We start from the raw sequence: 19,764 nt of genomic DNA, 5'->3' as shown, positions 1-19,764 counted from the left end.
TCGTTCCAGCAAGGTCAATGCGATAGCAGCCCGGCTTGTTGATCCCCCGCGCGAGCGCGTGTCTGCGCGCGAGGGGTGACAGATTTGTTTCGCTCGGCTAGAGATCGCGGGACACAGCCAACATCATCGAAAAAAGAGAATCGCATTGACCGACGAGACTGTCCTCGCCGACCCTTCGGACATCAGCCCCGTCTCCATCGTCGAGGAGATGAAGACCAGCTATCTCGACTATGCGATGTCCGTCATCGTTTCGCGCGCCCTGCCGGACGTACGCGACGGGTTGAAGCCGGTCCATCGCCGCATTCTCTTTTCCGCCCAGGAATCGGGCTTTCTCTATAACCGCCCCTATCGCAAGTCCGCCCGCCTCGTCGGCGAGGTGATGGGTAAATATCACCCGCATGGCGACAGTTCGATCTACGACGCCTTGGCGCGGATGACGCAGGACTGGTCGATGCGCGTGCCGCTGATCGACGGCCAGGGCAATTTCGGATCGATGGACCCCGATCCGCCAGCCGCCATGCGCTATACCGAAGCGCGATTGGCCAAGGTGGCGGGCGCCTTGCTGGAGGATCTCGACAAGGATACGGTCGATTTCACGCCCAACTATGATGCGTCGGAACATGAGCCGCAGGTTCTGCCTGCGCGCTTCCCCAATCTGCTCGTCAATGGCGCAGGCGGCATTGCCGTTGGCATGGCGACCAACATTCCGCCCCATAATCTCGGCGAAGTGCTGCGCGCCTGCCTCGCCTATATCGACAATCCCGGCATCACCACCGATGAACTGATCGCCATTGTTCCCGGTCCCGATTTTCCCACCGCTCCGCTGATCCTGGGCCAGTCGGGCGCGAAGTCGGCCTATCATACCGGCCGCGGCTCGATCATGATGCGCTCGCGCTATGTGATCGAGGAAGGGCGCGGCGATCGCCAGTCGATCGTCCTCACCGCAATCCCCTATCAGGTCGGCAAGAACGGCCTGGTCGAGAAGATCGCCGAAGCCGCCAAGGAAAAGCGGATCGAAGGCATCAGCGACATTCGCGACGAATCCAGCCGCGAAGGCGTGCGGATCGTGATGGACCTCAAGCGCGACGCTACGCCCGAAGTCGTGTTGAACCAATTGTGGCGCAACACGCCTGCCCAGTCGAGCTTTCCCGCCAACATGCTCGCCATTCGCGGCGGCCGCCCCGAATTGCTGGGCCTGCGCGAGATCATCGATGCCTTCATCAAATTCCGCGAAGAGGTCATCACCCGCCGCACCAAGTTCGAGCTGAACAAGGCGCGCGAACGGGCGCATATCTTGCTCGGCCTGGTCGTTGCGGTCACCAACCTCGATGAGATGGTCAAGATCATCCGCGGTTCGTCCAGCCCCGCCGAGGCCCGCGAAAAGCTGCTGGCGCGCGAATGGCCGATCAGCGAGATCGCCCATTATATCCGCCTGGTCGAAGCCATCGACACCGAGATTTCGGGTGAAGTCTACAAACTGTCGGAAGTGCAGGTCCGCGCCATCCTCGACCTGCGCCTGCATCGCCTGACGGCGCTGGGTCGCGACGAAATCGGCAAGGAACTGGCTGGTCTGGCCGAAGCCATCGCCGAGTATCTCGCCATCCTGGGCGACCGGGTGAAGCTCTACGCCGTGATGCGCGAAGAACTGGAAGCGATCGAACGCGAATTCGCGACCCCGCGCCTGTCCGAGATGACGGCGGCTGCCGACGGCATCGATGACGAAGATCTGATCGAGCGCGAGGAGATGGTCGTCACCGTCACCGTGCAAGGCTATATCAAGCGCACCCCGCTTGAGAGTTTCCGGGCGCAGGCGCGCGGCGGCAAGGGCCGTTCGGGGATGGCAACCAAGGATGAGGATGCGATCACCGAATTGTTCGTGACCTCGACCCACACCCCGGTCCTCTTCTTCTCGACCGCGGGCAAGGTCTATCGCATGAAGGTCTGGCGCCTGCCCGAAGGTGGTCCGGCGACGCGCGGGCGGCCGATGGTCAATTTGCTGCCACTGGCCGCCGGGGAAACCATCCAGACCGTCCTGCCTTTGCCGGAGGATGAGGAAAGCTGGAAGGATCTGCACGTCATGTTCGCAACGGCGAACGGCACCGTGCGCCGCAACAGCATGGATGCCTTCGCCAATGTGCCGAGCAACGGCAAACTCGCCATGCGCTTCGATGAAGGCAGCGATGATCGGCTGATTGGCGTGGCGCTTCTGTCGGAAGACGACGACGTTCTGCTCGCCACGCGGCAGGGCAAGGCGATCCGCTTCGCCTCGACCGATGTCCGCGAATTCCAGAGCCGCACCTCGACCGGTGTGCGCGGCATGACACTCAAGGGCGATGACGAAGTCATCTCCCTCTCCATCCTCCACCGCTCCGGCGCCGATCAGGAACAGCGTGAAGAATATCTGCGCTTCGCTCCCTGGAAGCCGGAGAAGGAAGGCGAGATGGCCGATCAGGCGATGTTTGCGCTGATGCGTGAGCGGGAGCAGTTCATCCTGACCGTCTGCGCCAATGGCTATGGCAAATTGTCGTCTGCCTATGACTATCGCCGCACCGGGCGCGGGGGTCAGGGCATCACCAATATCGACAATATCGGCCGCAACGGCCCCGTGGTCGCCAGCTTCGCCGCAACCCAGGGTGACCAGTTGATGCTGGTCACCGATCAGGCCAAACTCATTCGCATGGGATTGGACAGCCTGCGCGTCATCGGCCGCAATTCGGCGGGCGTGCGCCTTTTCGACGTCGCCAAGGACGAGCATGTCGTCAGCGCCGCCAAGATCGAGGAAAATGAAGACGCGCCGGAGGCCGAAGAGGCGTGAGCGACCTCTTCGCCTATAAGATATTGACCGCCGAGCAATATGATCAGTTCAAGGCCGATGGCGTCTTCAAGGGTGCGCCGGTCGACCTGGCCGATGGCTATATCCACTTGTCGACCCGCGATCAGGCGGCCGAAACGGTCGCCAAACATTTTGCGGGGCAGGACCGACTGGTCATGGTGATGGTCGACCTCGCTCCCTTTGGCGAGGCGATCCGCTGGGAGGAATCGCGCGGCGGTGCGCTCTTCCCGCATCTCTATGCCGACCTGCCGATCAGTGCGGTAGCGGGCAAGGTCGTGCTGCGCATCGGCGACGATAGGAAGCATTCCTTTCCCGCAGGCTTTTAGCGCACGACCCGCGCCATCCGCGCCACCTTCCCGCGCTGCATCCAATAGTCCCAACCGCCCCAGCGGATATGGTTGGACATCACTGCCGCCACCTGAACGATAAGATGCGCCCAGCTTACAGCAAAGGGCGCGATGCAATCCCACCAGAGCGAGCGCGTCGCGCGTTTCGCCTGGTCCGGGTCCAGCACCGCACCGATGATCCGCCGCCGCACCATTGCCCTGCCCCAGGCCGCGCCATAGCCGATCGCGATCGCCCCCCAGCCGCCCCAGCCCAACGCCCAGAGCCACGCGCAGGACTGCACCGCCACCACCGCCGTCGCCAGCGCCCACATGCCCAGATTGTTGGTGCCGATATGGCGATATTGCCGCACCCCAAAACCGAGCAGGTCGCCCGCACGTCCGTCAAGCGGACTCGCGACCAGCAGATCGCGCACCGGCCGCAGTCGCAGTTTCGCGCGCCAGCCGGCGAGGCCGATCGCCATATCGTCGGACAGTCGCCCGGCCAGCACCGCATCCAGGTCCAGTCGCTCCGCCACCGTGCGGGACAGGGCCATCGCGCCGCCCCAGGGTAGGGTCGCACTCGCGGCACGCGGCAGCGTTGCCAATTGCATCTCGACCGCGCCGACCATTGCGGCCATAAATCCTCGCCCCGGCAGCAACAGCCGATAGCCCGTCACAATATCCGCCTTGTCGCGCACCAGAGGAAAGAGCAGCCGACCGACCAACCGCGCGGGCGGTTCGATATCGGCATCGATGAAGACCAGCCACCGGTCATCGGGCCGTAGTGCCCGCAGGGCCGCGCGGAGCTTGTGGACCTTCTGCCCCTCGTCCGTCGCCACACCGGCATGCACGACCTGCACATTATCCCCGACCAGCATCTCCGCAGCAGGGCAAGCCCCCGAAGTCGCGATGAGCAGTCGGAAGGGCGCGCTTTGCGCCGCCAGCCGCGCCATTAGCGCCGCACCGCCATCCCAATCGTCCCGCACGCTCACGATCACGACCACTCCATCGGGCCTTTCCTCGCGGCGATCGACCGGCATATGCCGCCAATAGTTGATGACCCCCAGCAGCGTCAGTCCCTGAAGGACAATCCAGACCCAGATCATGACCGCCGCGCACCTCTTTACCGTCTCGCCGCCTGCTGTATGACGGGCGGCATATGCTCTCCAACCCCTTTCTTTTTTCCCTAATGCGCGTGCTGCCCGCCCGGTCGGCCTCCTGGCTTGGCGGATGGCTGTCCGTCCATGGAGCGCGCCCGCGCATGAAACTGCGCGACGCCCGTGCCCGCGCCAATCTCGCGCTGCTCCGCCCTGATCTGGACGAGGCCGCGCGGGAAGCGATGCTCACCCGCCGCTGGCGCAACATCGGGCGGACGCTGGCTGAACTCGCCAATGTCGATCGGCTGGTGAACGGCGCGCATGTCGAGGTCGTCGATCGCGCGGGCTATCAGGCCGTGCTGGACGGGCCACGCCCCTTGCTCGCCTTGTCGCTGCATCTGGGCAATTGGGATTTGCTGGGCGCGCATGGCAAGGCACTGACCGACCGACCCGGCCTCGGCGTCTATGCGCCGCCGCGCGACGAACGGACGGCCGCGCAACTGCAAAAGGCGCGGCGAAGCTATATGGGTGAAACGATCACCGGCGATGGCGCGGCGCGCCGGATATTGAAGCATCTGACCAGCCATACGCGCGCCAGCCTCTATATCCTGCTCGACGAACGACGCGATTTTCAGGTCTGGTTTCCCAAATTGGGGCGTACCCTTCCACCGTCGGGCAATCTGTCCGTCGCGTTGCGCCTGGGGCGCAAGGTCAATGCCCGCTTCCTGCCCTTCTATCTCGCGCGGACGAACGGACCCCACTTCCGGCTGCACTGGCATCCGCCCCTCGACCCGCAGACGATGAGCGACGAAGAGATAGTCGCCGCCGCCGACGCCTTTCTGGGGCAGGCCTGTATAGATCATGCCGACGAATGGCTGGCGCTGCACGATATGGACCTGACGCAGCCGGGCCATGCGCCCACTGCCCCACCGGTCATGTGACTTGGGCGCACTTGCCCGCTAAAGCCCCTGCATGTCCCGACTCGCGATCAAAATCTGCGGCCTTTCCACGCCCGACACCGTTGGCGCGGCCGTGCGTGCAGGGGCGAGCCATATCGGCTTCGTCCACTTCGCCAAAAGCCCGCGCCATGTCGATGCGGCCCAGATCGCCGCGCTGGCCGCCATCGCGCCTGCGCATATGGAAAAGGTCGGCGTCGTGGTCGATCCTACCGACGATCTGCTGGTCGAACTGACCAGCGGCGGCGCGCTCACCGCGCTGCAACTTCATGGCAAGGAAAGCCCGCAACGCGCCGCCGCCATTCGCCAGCGCTTCGGGCTGCCCGTCTGGAAGGCGATTTCGGTCAAGACCCGCGCCGATATCGATGCCGCCACTGCCTATGTCGGCGCGGTCGATCTCTTGCTGTTCGACGCCAAGACGCCCGATGGTGCCGCCTTGCCCGGTGGCATGGGGTTGCGCTTCGACTGGACGTTGCTGCGTGGCCTTTCGATCCCAATGCCCTGGGGCCTGTCGGGTGGCTTGTCGGCTGACAATGCCGCCGAAGCCGTCCGCATCACCGACGCCCCCCTGATCGACGTATCTTCGGGCGTGGAAAGCGCGCCCGGCATCAAGAGTGTGGACAAGATCATGGCCTTCTGCAAAGCGGTATCCGCATGTTGACGCTCACCGCTCCAGTCGAGCGCATCGGGATACGATGGCGCTGATCGCTTCTCCCCTGATCGAAGCGAACCGCCCTTCATGCCTGAAAGATTGAAATCATGACCGACACGATAACCTTGCCCAACAGCCTGCGATCGCAGCCCGATGCCAATGGCCATTTCGGCGCCTTTGGTGGCCGCTATGTCGCCGAAACGCTGATGCCGCTGATCCTGGACCTCGAAAAAGTCTATAAGGCGGCGAAAGAAGATCCGGCGTTCGAGGAGGAATATGACCATCTCCTCAAACATTATGTCGGCCGCCCCAATCCGCTTTATTATGCCAGCCGCCTGACCGAAGCGGTGCGTGCCAATGCGCCGACGGGCAAGGGCGCGAAAATCTATCTGAAGCGCGAAGAGTTGAACCACACCGGCGCGCACAAGATCAACAATTGCATCGGCCAGGCGCTACTCGCCCGCCGCATGGGCAAGAAGAAGGTCATCGCGGAAACCGGCGCTGGTCAGCATGGCGTCGCCACCGCGACCGTCGCTGCGCTGTTCGGCATGGAATGCAAGATCTTCATGGGTGCCAAGGATGTGGAGCGCCAGCGCCCCAACGTTTTCCGCATGAAGCTGCTGGGGGCCGAGGTCATTCCGGTCACCTCCGGGTCGGCGACGCTCAAGGATTCGATGAACGATGCGCTGCGCCATTGGGTGTCGAATGTGCATGACACATTCTACATCATCGGCACGGCGGCAGGTCCGCATCCCTATCCTGAAATGGTGCGCGATTTTCAGTCGATCATCGGCAAGGAAACCCGTGCCCAGATCATGGAAGCCGAAGGTCGCCTGCCCGACATGCTGATCGCCCCGGTCGGCGGCGGTTCCAACGCCATCGGCATGTTCCACCCCTTCCTGGACGATTCCGACGTTGCCATGATCGGCGTGGAAGCGGCGGGCGAAGGCCTGACGGGCAAGCACGCAGCCTCGCTTGCGGGCGGCGCGTCGGGCATTCTCCACGGCAACCGCACCTATCTACTGCAGGACGAAGACGGCCAGATTACCGAAGCGCACAGCATTTCGGCGGGGCTGGATTATCCCGGCATCGGCCCGGAGCATAGCTGGTTGCATGAGATCGGCCGGGTTAAGTATATGCCCATCACGGACGATGAGGCGCTTGCGAGCTTCCAGAAGCTGTCTGCGCTTGAGGGCATTATCCCGGCGCTCGAATCCGCCCATGCCATCGCCGCTGCCGAACAGGTCGCGCCGACCATGGATGCGGACAATATCATCGTCATCAACCTGTCCGGCCGGGGCGACAAGGACATCTTCACCGTCGCCGAAGCGTTGGGAGTGGAAATGTGAGCATGACTGACCGCCTCTCGACCCGCTTCGCCACCTGCAAGGCGCAAGGACGCGCCGCGCTGATCACTTTCGTGACAGCCGGTGATCCCGATGTCGCGGCGACGCCCGCCATTCTCGACGCGCTGGTCGCGGGCGGCGCGGACATCATCGAACTGGGCATGCCCTTTACCGATCCGATGGCCGATGGCCCCGCGATCGAACTGGCCAATCTGCGGAGCTTGGGATCAGGCACTAAGACGAAGCATATCTTCGCGCTAGCCGCCGATTTCCGTGCGCGTCACCCCGACACGCCGCTCGTGCTGATGGGCTATGCCAATCCGATGCTGGTGCGCGGGTCCGACTGGTTCGCCGACCAGTGCAAGGCCGCTGGCGTCGATGGCGTCATCTGCGTCGATGCGCCGCCGGAGGAAGATGCCGAGATCGGCCCGGCGCTGCGTAACGCGGGCGTTCACCTCATCCGCTTGGCCACGCCGACGACCGATACCGCGCGCCTGCCTGCGGTGCTTCAAGGCGCAAGCGGTTTCCTCTATTATGTCTCCGTCGCCGGGATCACCGGCAAGCAGCAGGCGGCCCAGGCCAATATCGACATGGCGGTCAGCCGCCTGAAAGCCGCCACCGACCTGCCGGTTGCGGTCGGCTTCGGCGTCCGCACGCCCGAACAGGCCGCCGCCATCGGCCGGATCGCCGACGGCGTGGTGGTCGGCTCGGCCATCGTCGATATCGTCGGCAGCCATGGCGATGCCGCTGCGCCCTTCGTTCAGCAATTTGTCGCTGCCCTGTCCGGCGCGCTCACCTCCAAAATCCAAGAGACTGCCGCATGAGCTGGATCAACCGCGTCCGCAAGGCCATCCCCTTCATCGCCCGGAAGGAACAGACCGCCGAAACATTATGGCATAAATGCCCATCCTGTTCGGAAATGCTGTTCATCAAGGAGTGGGAGGATAATCTCTCCGTCTGTCCGCGTTGCGACCATCATGGCCGCATCGGCCCGGCTGAGCGGTTCGAGCAGATCCTCGACGCCGGTTTCATCCTGCTGCCGACGCCACAGGTACAGGAAGACCCGCTCAAATTCCGCGACACCAAACGCTATCCCGATCGCATCCGCGCGGCACGCGCCGCGACCGGCGATCAGGACGCGCTGATCAACGCGCGCGGCGCGATCGATGATGTGCCGCTGGTTCTGGGCGTGCAGAATTTCGCCTTCATGGGCGGCTCCATGGGCATGGGCGTGGGCGCGGCCTTCATCCAGGGCGTCAATGACGCCATCGCCCATCATTGCCCCTATGTCATCTTCACGGCCGCCGGCGGCGCGCGGATGCAGGAGGGCATTTTGTCGCTGATGCAGATGCCCCGCTCCACCGTGGCGATCCAGAAGCTGCACGCGGCGGGCCTGCCCTATATCGTCGTGCTGACCGATCCGACCACCGGCGGCGTGACGGCGAGCTATGCGATGCTGGGCGACGTGCAGATCGCCGAACCCAATGCCTTGATCGGCTTTGCGGGCCAGCGCGTCATTGAAAGCACGATCCGCGAGAAGCTGCCCGAAGGGTTCCAGCGCGCCGAATATCTGCTCGATCATGGCATGATCGACATGGTGGTCCATCGTCATGAACTGCGCGATACGCTGGCGCGCGTGATCGGCTATCTTACGCCGCGCATCGCCGCCTGAACCAACGCGCCGGGGGGACGCGCTTATGGCCGATCATGCCGTTTCGGACGACCCGCAGGTTCAGGCGCAGCTTGACCGGCTCTGGTTGCTGTCGCCCGGTGCCGACATATTGGGGCTGGAGCGCATCACCCAGTTGATGACGCGGCTCGGCGATCCGCACCGCGCCCTGCCCCCGGTTTTCCATGTGGCGGGCACCAACGGCAAGGGATCGACCTGCGCCTTCCTGCGCGCCGCGATGGAAGCGGATGGCAAGACCGTCCATGTCTTCACCTCGCCGCATCTGGTGCGCTTCAACGAACGTATTCGCGTGTCGGGGCAGTTGATCAGCGACGAAGCGCTCGCCCGCTATCTCGCACGCGTGTTGGACATCGCCGAGGGGATCGGCGCCAGCTTCTTCGAAGTCACCACAGCAGCCGCGTTTCTCGCCTTCGCCGAACATCCCGCCGACGCCTGCATCATCGAAGTGGGCCTTGGCGGACGTCTCGACGCAACCAACATCATTACCGATCCGGTCGTCTGCGGCATTGCCCAGCTTGGTATCGATCATCAGGCCTTTTTGGGCGACACGCTGGCCCAGATCGCGGCGGAGAAGGCGGGGATCGCCAAGCCCGGCGCGCCTTTGGTGACGCAGCGCTATGCCGAATCGCTCCTCCCGGTGATGATCGACGCCGTCGCCAAGGCGCGCACCACCTGGATCGCCCAAGGCGATGGCTGGGACGCGGCGGTCTATCGCGACCGGCTCCATTATCGCGATGATCAGGGTCGGATTGACGCGCCGCTCCCCCGCTTGGCGGGCGCGCATCAGGTCCAGAATGCCGCTTTGGCCTTTGCCATGCTGCGCCATCAAAACGCTGTCCCACTCTCCGATGCCGCACTCAAGGCCGCGCCGCTCTGGGCACATTGGCCCGCGCGACTCCAGCGGCTCGACCATGGCCCGCTGCTGGCGCTATTGCCCGCCGGTGCCACCGCCTGGCTCGATGGAGGGCATAATGCGGGCGCAGGCGAGGCGATCAGCGCCTTCTTCACGCCGGACCGGCTGGAAGGCCACAAGCTGCAACTCGTCATCGGCATGCTGGCCAACAAGGATGTCGATGCCTTCCTCGCGCCCTTTGCCGGACGGATCGCCCATATCCACGCGCTGCCCGTACCGGGTCATGATCATCATCCGGCGGAACGCTTCGCCGCGATCGCGGCACAATGGGGCATTGGCTGCACGGCGCATGCCGATGCGCAAGGCGCTATCTCGGCCATAGCCGCGCAGGGCGACCCAGCGCCTAAGCTGCTGATCGGCGGCTCGCTCTATCTGGCGGGCGAAATTTTGCGACTAAACGCGCAATTGCCCGACTGATTACACTTGCGACTAACTCGCAATAGCGTAGTCTGCGGAGAGCAATCACCGCAGAAGGCGTATCATCATGGCTCATGGAGAGACCTCCCCCATCGATCTGCCCCGGCCCATGCCGACGGGCTATGGCAACCGGCTATTCCTGTTCGTCATGCGCCGCATGGCCAGCGCGGGCGTTAATGATGCCCATGCCGCCAACGCCATGCTCGGCGCGTTCGGGCGCAGCTATCGTCGCCCGCTGGTGCTGATGCGGGCGATGATGCTGGAACTCGCGCGTGCCTCCAGCCGCAAGATATTGGTCGCCCCCTGCTGCTGCGCCCGCATGACCGCGGATGAGGGGATGTTGATGCAGGCGACAGGCGAAGCGCTGCGTGACCCCAACGCCGCTTATGAGCAATTAAGCGACCTGCTCGGCAACGACCATGCGCTTGGAGCACTGACCTGCATGCAAGCAGTCGCGCAGGCGCATGCCGATCTGGGAAGGCCGCTCGAACTCTATTCGGGCGGCTGAGCTGTGCGCTCGGTGGCGGCCGTGCCGACGCTAGCGTCGATCAGCCCGGCGCGCATCATCAGCCAGAACAGGGCGATCCCCGGCATCGCCGCCAGGGTGGTGAACAGGTAGAAATCGACATAGCCGAACTGTTCGATCAGACCGCCCGCTGTCGTGCCGGTCAGGAACCGTCCGACGATGCTGGCCGCCGCCGAGATCAGCGCATATTGCGCCGCCGTGAAGCGCAGGTCGCACAAGGCCGAGAAATAAGCGACGACAGTGACGCCGCCGATCCCGCTCGCGAAATTCTCGAACCCGATCGCGCCGGCCATACCCCAATTGCTTTTGCCCAGCGCCGCCAGTGCCGCGAAGCTGAGGTTGGACACGCCCATCAGGATCAGACTGAGCAGCACCGACCGCTTCATGCCGATCCGGGCATAGAGGATGCCGCCGATGAAGATGCCGATCAGATAGGCCCAGAATCCAATGCCGATGTCATAGATGGCGATTTCGTCATTGCTGTACCCCATATCGTCGAACAGCAGGCGGAACGTCAGATTGGCGAGCGTGTCGCCGATCTTGTGGAGCAGGATGAACAGCAGCACGAGCATCGCCCCGCGTCGGCGGAAAAATTCGAGCAGCGGTCCTGAAATGGATTGCCACAATTCGCTGGCGCCCCGACGCGCCAGCGGATCGCGATGCCGTTCCGGTTCGCCGAGCAGCAGGCCGGTCAGCATGGCGGGCAACGCGAATATGGCGCAGGCCATATAGGCCCCCTGCCAGCCGATCCGCGCCGCCAGCACCAGTGCCAAGGCACCCGCCGCGACCGATCCGATGCGCCAGCCATATTGCGACATGCCCGACCCGACGCCCAATTGTTCGGGCTTCAACGTTTCGATGCGATAGGCGTCGATCACGATATCGAACGTGGCCCCTGCCACCCCGACCAGAATGGCGGCATAGGCGGTTTGGATCAGGCTGGCGGAGGGATCAACCAGCGCCAGATTGACGACCGCCGCCATGACCAGCAGTCCGGCAAAGACCAGCCAGGAGACGCGCTGGCCCAATCGGCCGAGTAGCGGCAAGCGGACGCCATCGACCAGCCAGGCCCAAAGCCATTTGAGATTATAAACGAGGAAAGCGAGCGTGAAGGCGGTGACTGCCTTCTTGTCTATGCCGTCCTGCGCCAGCCGGGTCGTCAGCGTCGCACCGATCATGGCAAAGGGGAAGCCCGACGACACCCCCAGGAAGAAGGCAGCCAGCGGCGCTTTTTCCACATAGGGTTTCACGGCGTCGAGCCAGCTTTTGCGGCCCGCAATGGCGTCAGTCACTTCATTCCCCCGGTCTCGTCCTGTTGCGCGCCACCATATGGCCTCGCGCCGGGCTGGCAAGCGCTGCGTGGGGTCAGTTCGGCTCGAACAGGCTGAGGCCTACCGGCAAGCGTGGCGGACGTGCGCCGCGCAGCCGGGCGTCGATCACCCGGATCGCGGCGACCAGGTCGCGGGGGGCATAGGGTTTGGCAAGGCATCCGACCGCCAGTTCGCGGGCGTCGATCGGGCAATGGCCGGTCACGAACAGCACCGGCAATCCCTTGGCATGAGCATGGCGGGCGACATCGATGCCGCTCTTGGGGCCATGAAGCGCGACGTCGGCAATGACGAGATCCAATTCCCCGCCGTCGATCACCGCGACGGCATGGTCATAATCATCGACCGTCGCGGCGATGCTGTATCCGGCCTGTTCCAGCGCATGTTCATTGTCGAACGCGACCAGCGGCTCATCCTCCACCACCAACACGGTGCGAATCGCCTTGCGGCGCGGGAGGCGCACGCTCCCGCTATTCAAAAGCCCGAAAAACATTTGCCAAGTCCGCCCTGTTTCCGCCATGCAACCGAACAAACGCCGCGCCCCCGCGCCGGGTTGCCGAAGCGGTGGGTTTTTACCCCCTCGCTCAAGCGCCGGGACGGCACATTTCAGCCTGTTGCTGGCTTATTGCCCATATGGGGAGAGCCAGAGCCTACGCAAAGGAACTTATCCGTGGAACCGCCGAAAAAATCAGGACCGCCACGCCGGTCCGGCCCCGGCGGCCCTAAACGCCCCGGTGGCCCCGGCAAGCGGCCGGGCTTTGCGCCGGGTCGCGACGAAGCGACGGGCGGCAAGCCGCGCTTTGCCAAGCCGGGCGAGCGTGTCCAGCCAGGTCGTGGCCCACGGCCCGATGCCGCTCCCAGTGGGGACCGCACTGGACGCGACCGCACCCGGCCTGTGACTGCCAAGGCCGATGCACCCGCGCGGCCGCCCCGGCGCAATGACGGCGATAAGCCGCGCGGCGCAGCCTTTGGCGCTGCCGCCAAGCCCTGGGCGAACAAGCCACCACGCCGGTCGGGCACTGGCCCCAAGACCACCGCCAATCCGCACCCTGCCCATGCTGCCGCCAGCGATGGCAAAGGTGAGCCGCAGCGTATCGCCAAACTGCTGGCCCGCGCTGGCATCGCCTCGCGCCGGGAAGTCGAACGGATGATCGAGGAAGGCCGCGTCACGCTGGACGGCGCGACGGTCGAGACGCCCGCCACTTTGCTCGCATCGCTTGCGGGCGTCGCGGTGGACGGCGTGGCGGTCGCGGCCCCTGCCCCAACCCGGCTGTTCCTGTTCCACAAGCCGAGCGGCTGCCTGACGGCCGAGCGCGATCCGGTCGGGCGGCCGACCATCTATGATCGGTTGCCCGACGACTTGCCCCGCGTCATCCCGATCGGGCGGCTCGACATGAATACCGAGGGACTGTTGCTGCTCACCACCGATGGCGGGTTCAAGCGGCAGATGGAACTGCCCTCGACCGGCGTGCCGCGCACCTATCGGGCGCGCGCCTTTGGCGAGATCAGCCAGCAGCAGTTGGAAGATTTGTTCGACGGGCTGGAAGTCGATGGCGTTCGCTATGGCCCGATCGAAGCCAATCTGGAACGGCGCACCGGGCGCAACCAGTGGATCGAAATGACCCTGACCGAAGGCAAGAATCGCGAAGTGCGGCGCGTGCTGGAACATCTGGGGTTGCAGGTCAACCGCCTGATCCGCACCAGCTATGGTCCGTTCGTCCTGGCCGACTTGCCGATCGGCATGGTGGCCGAAGTCAGCGAACAGGATCTGGCGATATTCCGCAAGACATTGAAGGACGCGAAATGAGGATCATTTCGGGCCAATGGCGCGGCCGCCCGCTGACCGCGCCTAAGGGCGATGCCACCCGTCCCACCGGCGACCGGACGCGCGAGGCATTGTTTTCGATGCTGACCAGCCGGATCGGATCGTTCGAGGGACTGGCCGTGGCGGATTTCTTCGCAGGGTCCGGTGCGCTGGGGTTCGAGGCGCTGTCGCGCGGTGCGGCCTCCTGCCTGTTCGTGGAACAGGACAAGCCCGCGCTCGACGCGATCCGCGCCAATGCCGAGCGGCTGGGCATCCGTCCCGACATTCGCGCGGCAAGCGTGCTGACGCTGGGGCAGGCCGCCAAGCCGCTCGACCTCATCTTCATGGACCCGCCCTATGGCACCGGCGCGGGGCAGGTCGCGCTCGACAAGCTGTCGCGGCTGGGGTGGACCAGTCCGGCGAGCTGGATCAGCATCGAGACCGACAAGCGCGAGGATGTGGCGGTGAAGGGCTTTACCATCGACACGGTGCGGGATGTGGGCAAGGCCCGGATCACCCTGCTCCGTGCGGAGGTTCAGGCGGCCGCCTGATAGGCGATTTCTTCTTTGGCGATCAGTATGTCGGCCAGGAACTGATAGGCCTCCGCCCAGGCATCCAGCACCGCATCGGTTGCGACCTGTTCGCCCAGCACTTCGCGGATGGCGGGGAGCAGGGCGGCGGCGACCTTGGGATAATGTTCCGGCTTCACGCCGGTCTGGACGTGGCGCGCGACCATGCGGGCGACAGCCCCGTCCAGCGCGCCCAGCTTGTCGATATTTTCCGCGTAGCCAAGGATCGCGGCGGCCAGCCGCTTTGGCTGTTCGCCGCTGACCTGTGCGGCCTGGTCGAACATCCTCTTCACCTCCGCATCCTGAAACAGACGCGCATACATGGCGGTAGTGATGGCGACGCCGTGCTGGCGCAAGGCGGGGCCGGTGGATTTCACGATGGCGATCGTCGAATCGGACAGCGAAGCGGACATAGGTAACGCCTTTTTCAGGAGGGAATAAGGTGTATCTAATCCGCATCTTTTAAGATGTAAATAATATATATGTTTCTGTGCGCACGCATCGCCGCTACCGCCATCGGGCATGCAATTGACCCGCCACACCGATTACGCGCTGCGCGTCTTGATCCATCTGGCGGTGTCGCCGACGGGCCGCGCCACGATCGGCGAAGTAGCGGACGCGCATCTCTTGTCGCGCAACCATCTGATGAAGGTGGTCCACCATCTGGCGAAGGGGGGATTCATCGCAACTCAGCGGGGTCGCGGGGGTGGGTTCCTGCTCGCCAGACCGGCGGAGGCGATCAGCATCGGCGCGGTTGTCCGCCATTGCGAACCGGATATGCGGATGGCGGACTGTCCCGCCTGCGTCATTCGCGGTGCCTGTGGCCTGTCCGCTTTGCTGTCGCAGGCGACCGCCGCGTTCCTGACCGTGCTGGATGAGGCCACGCTGGCCGACGCGGCGCACGACCGCAGCGGGCTGGCGGCGCTGATCGCCGCCCTGCCCGCTCCTGCCGACAGGTTCAGCGCTTGCGCATCTTCCGCGCGTCAGCCGGATTGATGCAACTGTCCGTCACCGTCTTCGAGCAGACCGTATAGTCCTTTGCCTCGGCAGGCGGTGGCGTCATGTTGCCGCCGACCGTTACCGGATTGGACGATGATCCCATAGGGGCTGCGGGATCGCTGGGCGCGCCGGGCGGTGCCGGGACCATGCCGGGGTCGCTTGGCACCGATCCGGTTGGCATGCCGGCATTGGGATCATTGGCGGGCGGCGGTGGCGGGGCCATGGACGGGTCGGTCGGCGGCGTCATGGCGTTACCGGGGGCTTGGCTGGCGGGCATTTGCTGCGCCAGGGCGGCGCTGCTGATCGAGGCGATGCCCATCAGGGCGGCTCCGGCAAGCATGATGGATTTCATGGGGTGATCCTTCCTATTCTTGTCTCTGCCCCGTTCTGCTGCGTGGGCGAGGCAGAGAACCGGCACCCTATCGCCTCCGTTCCGCCACTGGCGACGAAAGGAGGCGGGAATGCCGCGAGAGGAAGGCGGTATAGTAAACGACTTACCTACGACAATGGGCGCTGCCGGCACTTCAATCGTTCGCGCACACAGCCTCGAACCCTTCAAGGCATGCCTTCGCGCCGTTGCAAAAGTTAGTCGCCGTTTCGATCGCAGGTCTAATTCCCAAACTACCGACGCGCTCGAAAAATACGTTACCCGTCATCTTCGGGTTATCGTAAATTATGTCCCCGTGGAAACGGGCAATCTCGATTTCTTTTTTAACAGGATTCCAAGCCTTAACGAGGTCAATCTCCCCTTTATTGATCCTTATCGTCTTAAAGGAGACGCTTTGGACTTGGGCGGCTGCGACGATGCCAATAGAATGTTTGTCGTTAGCCATCTTTGCAACCTGCCTGATGAGATCATTTCCTCCGGGATATCCTTTTCCAGTACCATATGGCTCTTGCCGCCTGATTTCATGAACTAGTATTTCCGGCAATCTCGTATTCGGTTTGCTTTGCCGCTTCTCAATGATGGCGCACAAACCGTGCGGGGTATCCGCCCAAGGGTAGTTACTGTCAAAACTAGAGGCGCCGAGGGTGCGGGCAGCTGCGTGAAGAGCCATGTCGAATGCGTGCTTAAGATCGACCATAGCATTGCGCAAATTGCCCTTGATGAAAATGGGCACGGGCCTAATCAACTTGATCTTGTGGACATACTCTCCAGTCTCAGCGTCCACCTTTATTTCGGCTGCGAAGGCATCGTTTTGGATGTAGGCGGTGATTTTTGCCCTTGCGTGTTCAATGCACGTCTCTGCCCAGTGAATCTGCTCGCGGACTTCATCGAAAGCGGTCATCTTACCAGCCTTGAGAGCTAGATGCTCGCCGCACCATCTGATCAAGCGCCTCTTCAGCCTCAGTGAGACTCAATTCGCCAGCGGCCACCTGTCTTTCGATCTCTTCGCGAAACTTGGCGCTCTTGTTCTTTGGCATCAGACCCTCGCACTAACTGTTTATTAAGTAAGGCGCTTGCGACGATGCATGACAGCAAGCTCGTCGGCAATCGTACGTGAATAACGCCAAACGGAAGGATAGCGCTATTCCACGGGGAAGCGATCGAATTTGGGCAACAGATGGGCGTTGGCCATCCAGTCGGCGGCTTCGGCCATCTGGATATGGGCTTGCGGCGGCAGGGCGCTGATATCGTCCAGCGTCCCGGTCTGGATGTCGATCTTGCCGGGGAAAATCGTAGCATTGGTGTAGAACAGCCCCGAACCACATGTTCCGCAGAAATGGCGGATGGCGTGTTCCGACGAACGATATTCGACCGGCTTACCGCTGATCGTCACCGCATCCTGCGGGTATAGCGCCCAACCGACCATGGGCGCGCCCGCACTGGTGCGGCAATCCTTGCAGTGGCACAGCGCGCTATGCGCCGGTTCGCCCTCGGCTTCGTAGCGGATTGCACCGCAATGGCATCCCCCTGACAACATCGCGCGTCCTCCCTTGCATGATTCGCCTTTTGTTCTCATAGAAGGCGCTTCGCCGCAAGGGTCATGCCTTGCCCCTGCCGCCCCCTGTCCCTAGTTGTCCTCCATGACTCTTCCTGCGCCCACGCCCAATGATCCGCCCTATTTGCGGGGTTTGAACCCGCCCCAACGCGAAGCCGTGCTGACGACCGAAGGACCGGTGCTCGTGCTGGCGGGTGCGGGCACGGGCAAGACGGCGGCGTTGACCGCGCGGCTGGCGCATCTGGTGGCCACTGGCCGCGCCTATCCCTCGCAGATTCTGTCCGTGACTTTCACCAACAAGGCCGCGCGCGAAATGCGCGAGCGGGTCGGCAAGATGATCGGCCCGGCGGTGGAGGGGATGCCATGGCTCGGCACCTTCCATTCCATCGCGGCCAAGATGCTGCGCCGCCATGCCGAACTGGTGGGGCTGCAATCCAATTTCACCATCCTCGACACCGACGATCAATTGCGGCTGATGAAGCAGTTGATTCAAGCCGAAGGGATTGACGAGAAGCGCTGGCCCGCGCGGCAATTGGGCGGCTTGATCGACCAGTGGAAGAATAAGGGCTGGACCCCGGAGGATGTCGGCGCGGGTGAGAGCGAGGGCTATGCCAATGGCCAGGGGCAGAAGCTCTATGCCGCCTATCAGGCGCGATTGCGCGCGGTTAATGCCTGCGATTTCGGGGACTTGCTGCTGCATGTTCTGACAATTTTGAAGAAGCATCGCGATGTGCTGCAAAGCTATCAGGAGCGATTTCGCTACATATTAGTGGACGAATATCAGGACACCAACTCCAGCCAATATCTGTGGCTGCGGCTGCTCGCCCAGACGCGCAAGAATATCTGCTGCGTCGGCGATGACGACCAGTCCATCTATTCATGGCGTGGCGCAGAGGTTGCCAATATCCTGCGGTTCGAAAAGGATTTTCCCGGCGCGACGATCATCAAGCTGGAGCAGAATTATCGATCGACCCCGCATATTTTGGGCGCTGCATCCGGGGTGATCGCCGAAAATGGTACTCGGCTCGGCAAGACATTGTGGACCGACATCGACGTGGGCGAGAAGGTGCGCGTCGTCGGCATATGGGATGGGCCGGAGGAAGCGCGACGCGTCGGCGACGAAATCGAGACGATCCAGCGCGATGGCGGTTCGCTGGACGAGGTCGCCATATTGGTGCGCGCGCAGCACCAGACCCGCGAGTTCGAGGATCGCTTCATCCAGATCGGCCTGCCCTATCGCATCGTCGGCGGCTTCCGCTTCTATGAGCGCGCCGAAATCCGCGATGCGCTGGCCTATTTGCGGCTGGTGAACCAACCCGCCGACGATCTGGCGTTCGAGCGGATCGTCAATGTGCCCAAGCGGGGGCTGGGCGACAAGGCCGTGGAGAAGTTGCATCGGCTGGCGCGGGCCGAGGGCATCCCGCTGCTCCATGCCGCCGCGCGGATATTGGATACAGACGAGTTGACGCCGCAGGCGCGGCGGTCGCTCGGCAGCTTCGTCGGCGATCTGGCGCGCTGGCGCGACCGGGCGGCGCAATTGCCGCATGCGGAACTGGCGCGACAGATATTGGACGAGAGCGGCTATACCGCGATGTTGCAGGCCGAACGCAGCACCGAAAGCGCGGGGCGGCTGGAGAATCTGTCCGAGCTTGCGCGCGCGATGGAAGAATATGAGACGCTGGGCGCGTTTCTGGAGCATGTCTCGCTGGTTATGGATAATGAGGCGCAGGCCGAATCCGCCAAGATCACCATCATGACCATCCATGCCGCCAAGGGGCTGGAATTTGATTCGACCTTCCTGGTCGGGTGGGAGGAAGGTATTTTCCCCTCGCAGCGGGCATTGGACGAAGGCGGGCTCAACAGCCTGGAGGAAGAACGGCGGCTGGCCTATGTCGCGATCACGCGGGCGCGCAAGCGTTGCACCATACTCCATGCCGCCAATCGGCGCATCTATGGTCAGTGGACCAGCTCGATCCCGTCGCGTTTCGTGGGCGAATTGCCGCCGGAGCATGTCGAAGAAGAGAGCAGCATGACCGGTGGCGCGTCCTTGTGGCGGGCCAATTGGTCGGAACGGGAAGACCCGTTCGCCCATGTCGAACGTGGCACCGGGCGCGGGCCGGGCTGGCAGCGGGCGCAATCATCGGGGCAGTTCAGCCGCGAACCCGTGCGGATCGTCGAGGCGCGCGCGTCGGCGGTATCGATCGGCAATAAGGGGCGCAGCGACATGGCGGTGGGGCTGCGCGTCTTTCACCAGAAATTCGGCTATGGCATCGTCGCGGAGATTGAGGGCAACAAGCTGGAGATCGATTTCGAGACGGCGGGGCGCAAGCGGGTGATGGACAGCTTCGTCTCGCTGCCTTGAGCG

The 19,764-nt window shown here is 63.5% G+C and carries 20 protein-coding genes; 13 read left to right on the top strand and 7 right to left on the bottom strand.

Translation table 11 applies throughout. From position 1 onward, the window contains the following. Window positions 1-145 precede the first annotated feature (145 nt). The gene (gene gyrA / locus OVY48_RS19830; RefSeq protein WP_313924158.1) at window positions 146-2,815 is read left to right on the top strand and encodes a DNA gyrase subunit A; all 2,670 of its coding nucleotides are present in this window, start codon (window positions 146-148) and stop codon (window positions 2,813-2,815) included. Beyond that, on the top strand, window positions 2,812-3,159 hold the full coding sequence (locus tag OVY48_RS19825) for a DUF952 domain-containing protein (RefSeq protein ID WP_313924157.1): 348 nt from the start codon (window positions 2,812-2,814) through the stop codon (window positions 3,157-3,159). The genes gyrA and OVY48_RS19825 overlap by 4 nt, the downstream gene beginning before the upstream one ends. On the opposite strand, the gene OVY48_RS19820 is transcribed toward OVY48_RS19825, so the two are convergent. Then, on the bottom strand, window positions 3,156-4,265 hold the full coding sequence (locus OVY48_RS19820) for a glycosyltransferase (RefSeq protein ID WP_313924156.1): 1,110 nt from the start codon (window positions 4,263-4,265) through the stop codon (window positions 3,156-3,158). The genes OVY48_RS19825 and OVY48_RS19820 overlap by 4 nt on opposite strands. Before the next feature lie 53 nt (window positions 4,266-4,318). On the opposite strand from OVY48_RS19820, the gene OVY48_RS19815 reads away from it, so the two are divergent. From OVY48_RS19815 to OVY48_RS19785, 7 genes are all read left to right on the top strand, one after another. Further along, complete coding sequence (locus OVY48_RS19815; RefSeq protein ID WP_313924155.1) at window positions 4,319-5,197, top strand: lauroyl acyltransferase; 879 nt, start codon at window positions 4,319-4,321, stop codon at window positions 5,195-5,197. 31 nt (window positions 5,198-5,228) lie between these two features. Then, entirely contained in the window at window positions 5,229-5,873 is a 645-nt protein-coding gene (locus OVY48_RS19810) for a phosphoribosylanthranilate isomerase (RefSeq protein ID WP_313924154.1), read from the top strand. A 98-nt stretch (window positions 5,874-5,971) separates the two neighbouring features. Continuing rightward, complete coding sequence (trpB, locus tag OVY48_RS19805; RefSeq protein ID WP_313924153.1) at window positions 5,972-7,213, top strand: tryptophan synthase subunit beta; 1,242 nt, start codon at window positions 5,972-5,974, stop codon at window positions 7,211-7,213. Between the two features lie 2 nt (window positions 7,214-7,215). Beyond that, window positions 7,216-8,034, top strand: coding sequence for a tryptophan synthase subunit alpha (gene trpA, locus OVY48_RS19800; protein ID WP_313924152.1), 819 nt, complete (start codon window positions 7,216-7,218; stop codon window positions 8,032-8,034). Next, window positions 8,031-8,882: an acetyl-CoA carboxylase, carboxyltransferase subunit beta gene (gene accD, locus OVY48_RS19795; protein WP_037473822.1), complete on the top strand. Its 852-nt coding sequence runs from the start codon at window positions 8,031-8,033 to the stop codon at window positions 8,880-8,882. The genes trpA and accD overlap by 4 nt, the downstream gene beginning before the upstream one ends. Before the next feature lie 25 nt (window positions 8,883-8,907). Next, complete coding sequence (locus tag OVY48_RS19790; RefSeq protein WP_313924151.1) at window positions 8,908-10,230, top strand: folylpolyglutamate synthase/dihydrofolate synthase family protein; 1,323 nt, start codon at window positions 8,908-8,910, stop codon at window positions 10,228-10,230. A gap of 67 nt (window positions 10,231-10,297) precedes the next feature. Continuing rightward, window positions 10,298-10,738: a DUF6628 family protein gene (locus tag OVY48_RS19785; protein WP_069064712.1), complete on the top strand. Its 441-nt coding sequence runs from the start codon at window positions 10,298-10,300 to the stop codon at window positions 10,736-10,738. Here the strand turns inward: OVY48_RS19785 and OVY48_RS19780 are convergent. Next, a complete protein-coding gene (locus tag OVY48_RS19780) occupies window positions 10,723-12,048 on the bottom strand; it encodes an AmpG family muropeptide MFS transporter (RefSeq protein WP_313924150.1) in 1,326 nt (441 codons plus the stop codon). The genes OVY48_RS19785 and OVY48_RS19780 overlap by 16 nt on opposite strands. Window positions 12,049-12,121: 73 nt before the next feature. Further along, a complete protein-coding gene (locus OVY48_RS19775) occupies window positions 12,122-12,577 on the bottom strand; it encodes a response regulator (RefSeq protein ID WP_313924149.1) in 456 nt (151 codons plus the stop codon). Between the two features lie 177 nt (window positions 12,578-12,754). Here OVY48_RS19775 and OVY48_RS19770 point away from each other — a divergent pair, with 177 nt between their 5' ends. Further along, window positions 12,755-13,891, top strand: coding sequence for a pseudouridine synthase (locus OVY48_RS19770; protein ID WP_313924148.1), 1,137 nt, complete (start codon window positions 12,755-12,757; stop codon window positions 13,889-13,891). Continuing rightward, entirely contained in the window at window positions 13,888-14,439 is a 552-nt protein-coding gene (gene rsmD, locus OVY48_RS19765) for a 16S rRNA (guanine(966)-N(2))-methyltransferase RsmD (RefSeq protein ID WP_069064715.1), read from the top strand. The genes OVY48_RS19770 and rsmD overlap by 4 nt, the downstream gene beginning before the upstream one ends. Here rsmD and OVY48_RS19760 read toward each other — a convergent pair. Then, window positions 14,424-14,870: a globin domain-containing protein gene (locus OVY48_RS19760; protein ID WP_313924147.1), complete on the bottom strand. Its 447-nt coding sequence runs from the start codon at window positions 14,868-14,870 to the stop codon at window positions 14,424-14,426. The two genes, rsmD and OVY48_RS19760, sit on opposite strands and share 16 nt — an antisense overlap. A 109-nt stretch (window positions 14,871-14,979) precedes the next feature. On the opposite strand from OVY48_RS19760, the gene OVY48_RS19755 reads away from it, so the two are divergent. Further along, window positions 14,980-15,453 (top strand): Rrf2 family transcriptional regulator, encoded by a 474-nt coding sequence (locus OVY48_RS19755; protein ID WP_313924146.1) that lies wholly within the window; start codon window positions 14,980-14,982, stop codon window positions 15,451-15,453. Here OVY48_RS19755 and OVY48_RS19750 read toward each other — a convergent pair. The 3 genes from OVY48_RS19750 to OVY48_RS19740 form a co-directional block, all read right to left on the bottom strand. Continuing rightward, a complete protein-coding gene (locus tag OVY48_RS19750; RefSeq protein ID WP_313924145.1) occupies window positions 15,416-15,808 on the bottom strand; it encodes a Fe-S oxidoreductase in 393 nt (130 codons plus the stop codon). The genes OVY48_RS19755 and OVY48_RS19750 overlap by 38 nt on opposite strands. Window positions 15,809-15,980: 172 nt before the next feature. Beyond that, entirely contained in the window at window positions 15,981-16,745 is a 765-nt protein-coding gene (locus OVY48_RS19745; RefSeq protein ID WP_313924144.1) for a hypothetical protein, read from the bottom strand. Window positions 16,746-16,985: 240 nt separating this feature from the next. Continuing rightward, entirely contained in the window at window positions 16,986-17,381 is a 396-nt protein-coding gene (locus OVY48_RS19740) for a GFA family protein (RefSeq protein ID WP_313924143.1), read from the bottom strand. 103 nt (window positions 17,382-17,484) lie between these two features. Between OVY48_RS19740 and OVY48_RS19735 the strand changes: the two genes are divergently transcribed. Further along, on the top strand, window positions 17,485-19,761 hold the full coding sequence (locus OVY48_RS19735) for a UvrD-helicase domain-containing protein (protein ID WP_313924142.1): 2,277 nt from the start codon (window positions 17,485-17,487) through the stop codon (window positions 19,759-19,761). Window positions 19,762-19,764 lie beyond the last annotated feature (3 nt).

The organism is Sphingobium sp. SA2 (assembly GCF_032227065.1).
Taxonomy (GTDB): Bacteria; Pseudomonadota; Alphaproteobacteria; order Sphingomonadales; family Sphingomonadaceae; genus Sphingobium.
Note: the sequence above shows the minus strand (reverse complement) of the source record. Positions and strands in the feature narration are given on the sequence as shown.

Excerpts from the sequence above, each read along its gene's own strand:
- OVY48_RS19740 (WP_313924143.1), bottom strand. The coding sequence starts at position 17,381 with ATGTTGTCAGGGGGATGCCATTGCGGTGCAATCCGCTACGAAGCCGAG.
- OVY48_RS19755 (WP_313924146.1), top strand. The coding sequence starts at position 14,980 with ATGCAATTGACCCGCCACACCGATTACGCGCTGCGCGTCTTGATCCAT.
- OVY48_RS19735 (WP_313924142.1), top strand. The coding sequence starts at position 17,485 with ATGACTCTTCCTGCGCCCACGCCCAATGATCCGCCCTATTTGCGGGGT.
- OVY48_RS19745 (WP_313924144.1), bottom strand. The coding sequence starts at position 16,745 with ATGACCGCTTTCGATGAAGTCCGCGAGCAGATTCACTGGGCAGAGACG.
- OVY48_RS19790 (WP_313924151.1), top strand. The coding sequence starts at position 8,908 with ATGGCCGATCATGCCGTTTCGGACGACCCGCAGGTTCAGGCGCAGCTT.
- OVY48_RS19810 (WP_313924154.1), top strand. The coding sequence starts at position 5,229 with ATGTCCCGACTCGCGATCAAAATCTGCGGCCTTTCCACGCCCGACACC.
- OVY48_RS19760 (WP_313924147.1), bottom strand. The coding sequence starts at position 14,870 with ATGTCCGCTTCGCTGTCCGATTCGACGATCGCCATCGTGAAATCCACC.
- rsmD (WP_069064715.1), top strand. The coding sequence starts at position 13,888 with ATGAGGATCATTTCGGGCCAATGGCGCGGCCGCCCGCTGACCGCGCCT.
- trpA (WP_313924152.1), top strand. The coding sequence starts at position 7,216 with ATGACTGACCGCCTCTCGACCCGCTTCGCCACCTGCAAGGCGCAAGGA.
- OVY48_RS19785 (WP_069064712.1), top strand. The coding sequence starts at position 10,298 with ATGGCTCATGGAGAGACCTCCCCCATCGATCTGCCCCGGCCCATGCCG.
- OVY48_RS19775 (WP_313924149.1), bottom strand. The coding sequence starts at position 12,577 with ATGTTTTTCGGGCTTTTGAATAGCGGGAGCGTGCGCCTCCCGCGCCGC.
- trpB (WP_313924153.1), top strand. The coding sequence starts at position 5,972 with ATGACCGACACGATAACCTTGCCCAACAGCCTGCGATCGCAGCCCGAT.
- accD (WP_037473822.1), top strand. The coding sequence starts at position 8,031 with ATGAGCTGGATCAACCGCGTCCGCAAGGCCATCCCCTTCATCGCCCGG.
- OVY48_RS19750 (WP_313924145.1), bottom strand. The coding sequence starts at position 15,808 with ATGAAATCCATCATGCTTGCCGGAGCCGCCCTGATGGGCATCGCCTCG.
- OVY48_RS19820 (WP_313924156.1), bottom strand. The coding sequence starts at position 4,265 with ATGATCTGGGTCTGGATTGTCCTTCAGGGACTGACGCTGCTGGGGGTC.
- OVY48_RS19815 (WP_313924155.1), top strand. The coding sequence starts at position 4,319 with ATGCTCTCCAACCCCTTTCTTTTTTCCCTAATGCGCGTGCTGCCCGCC.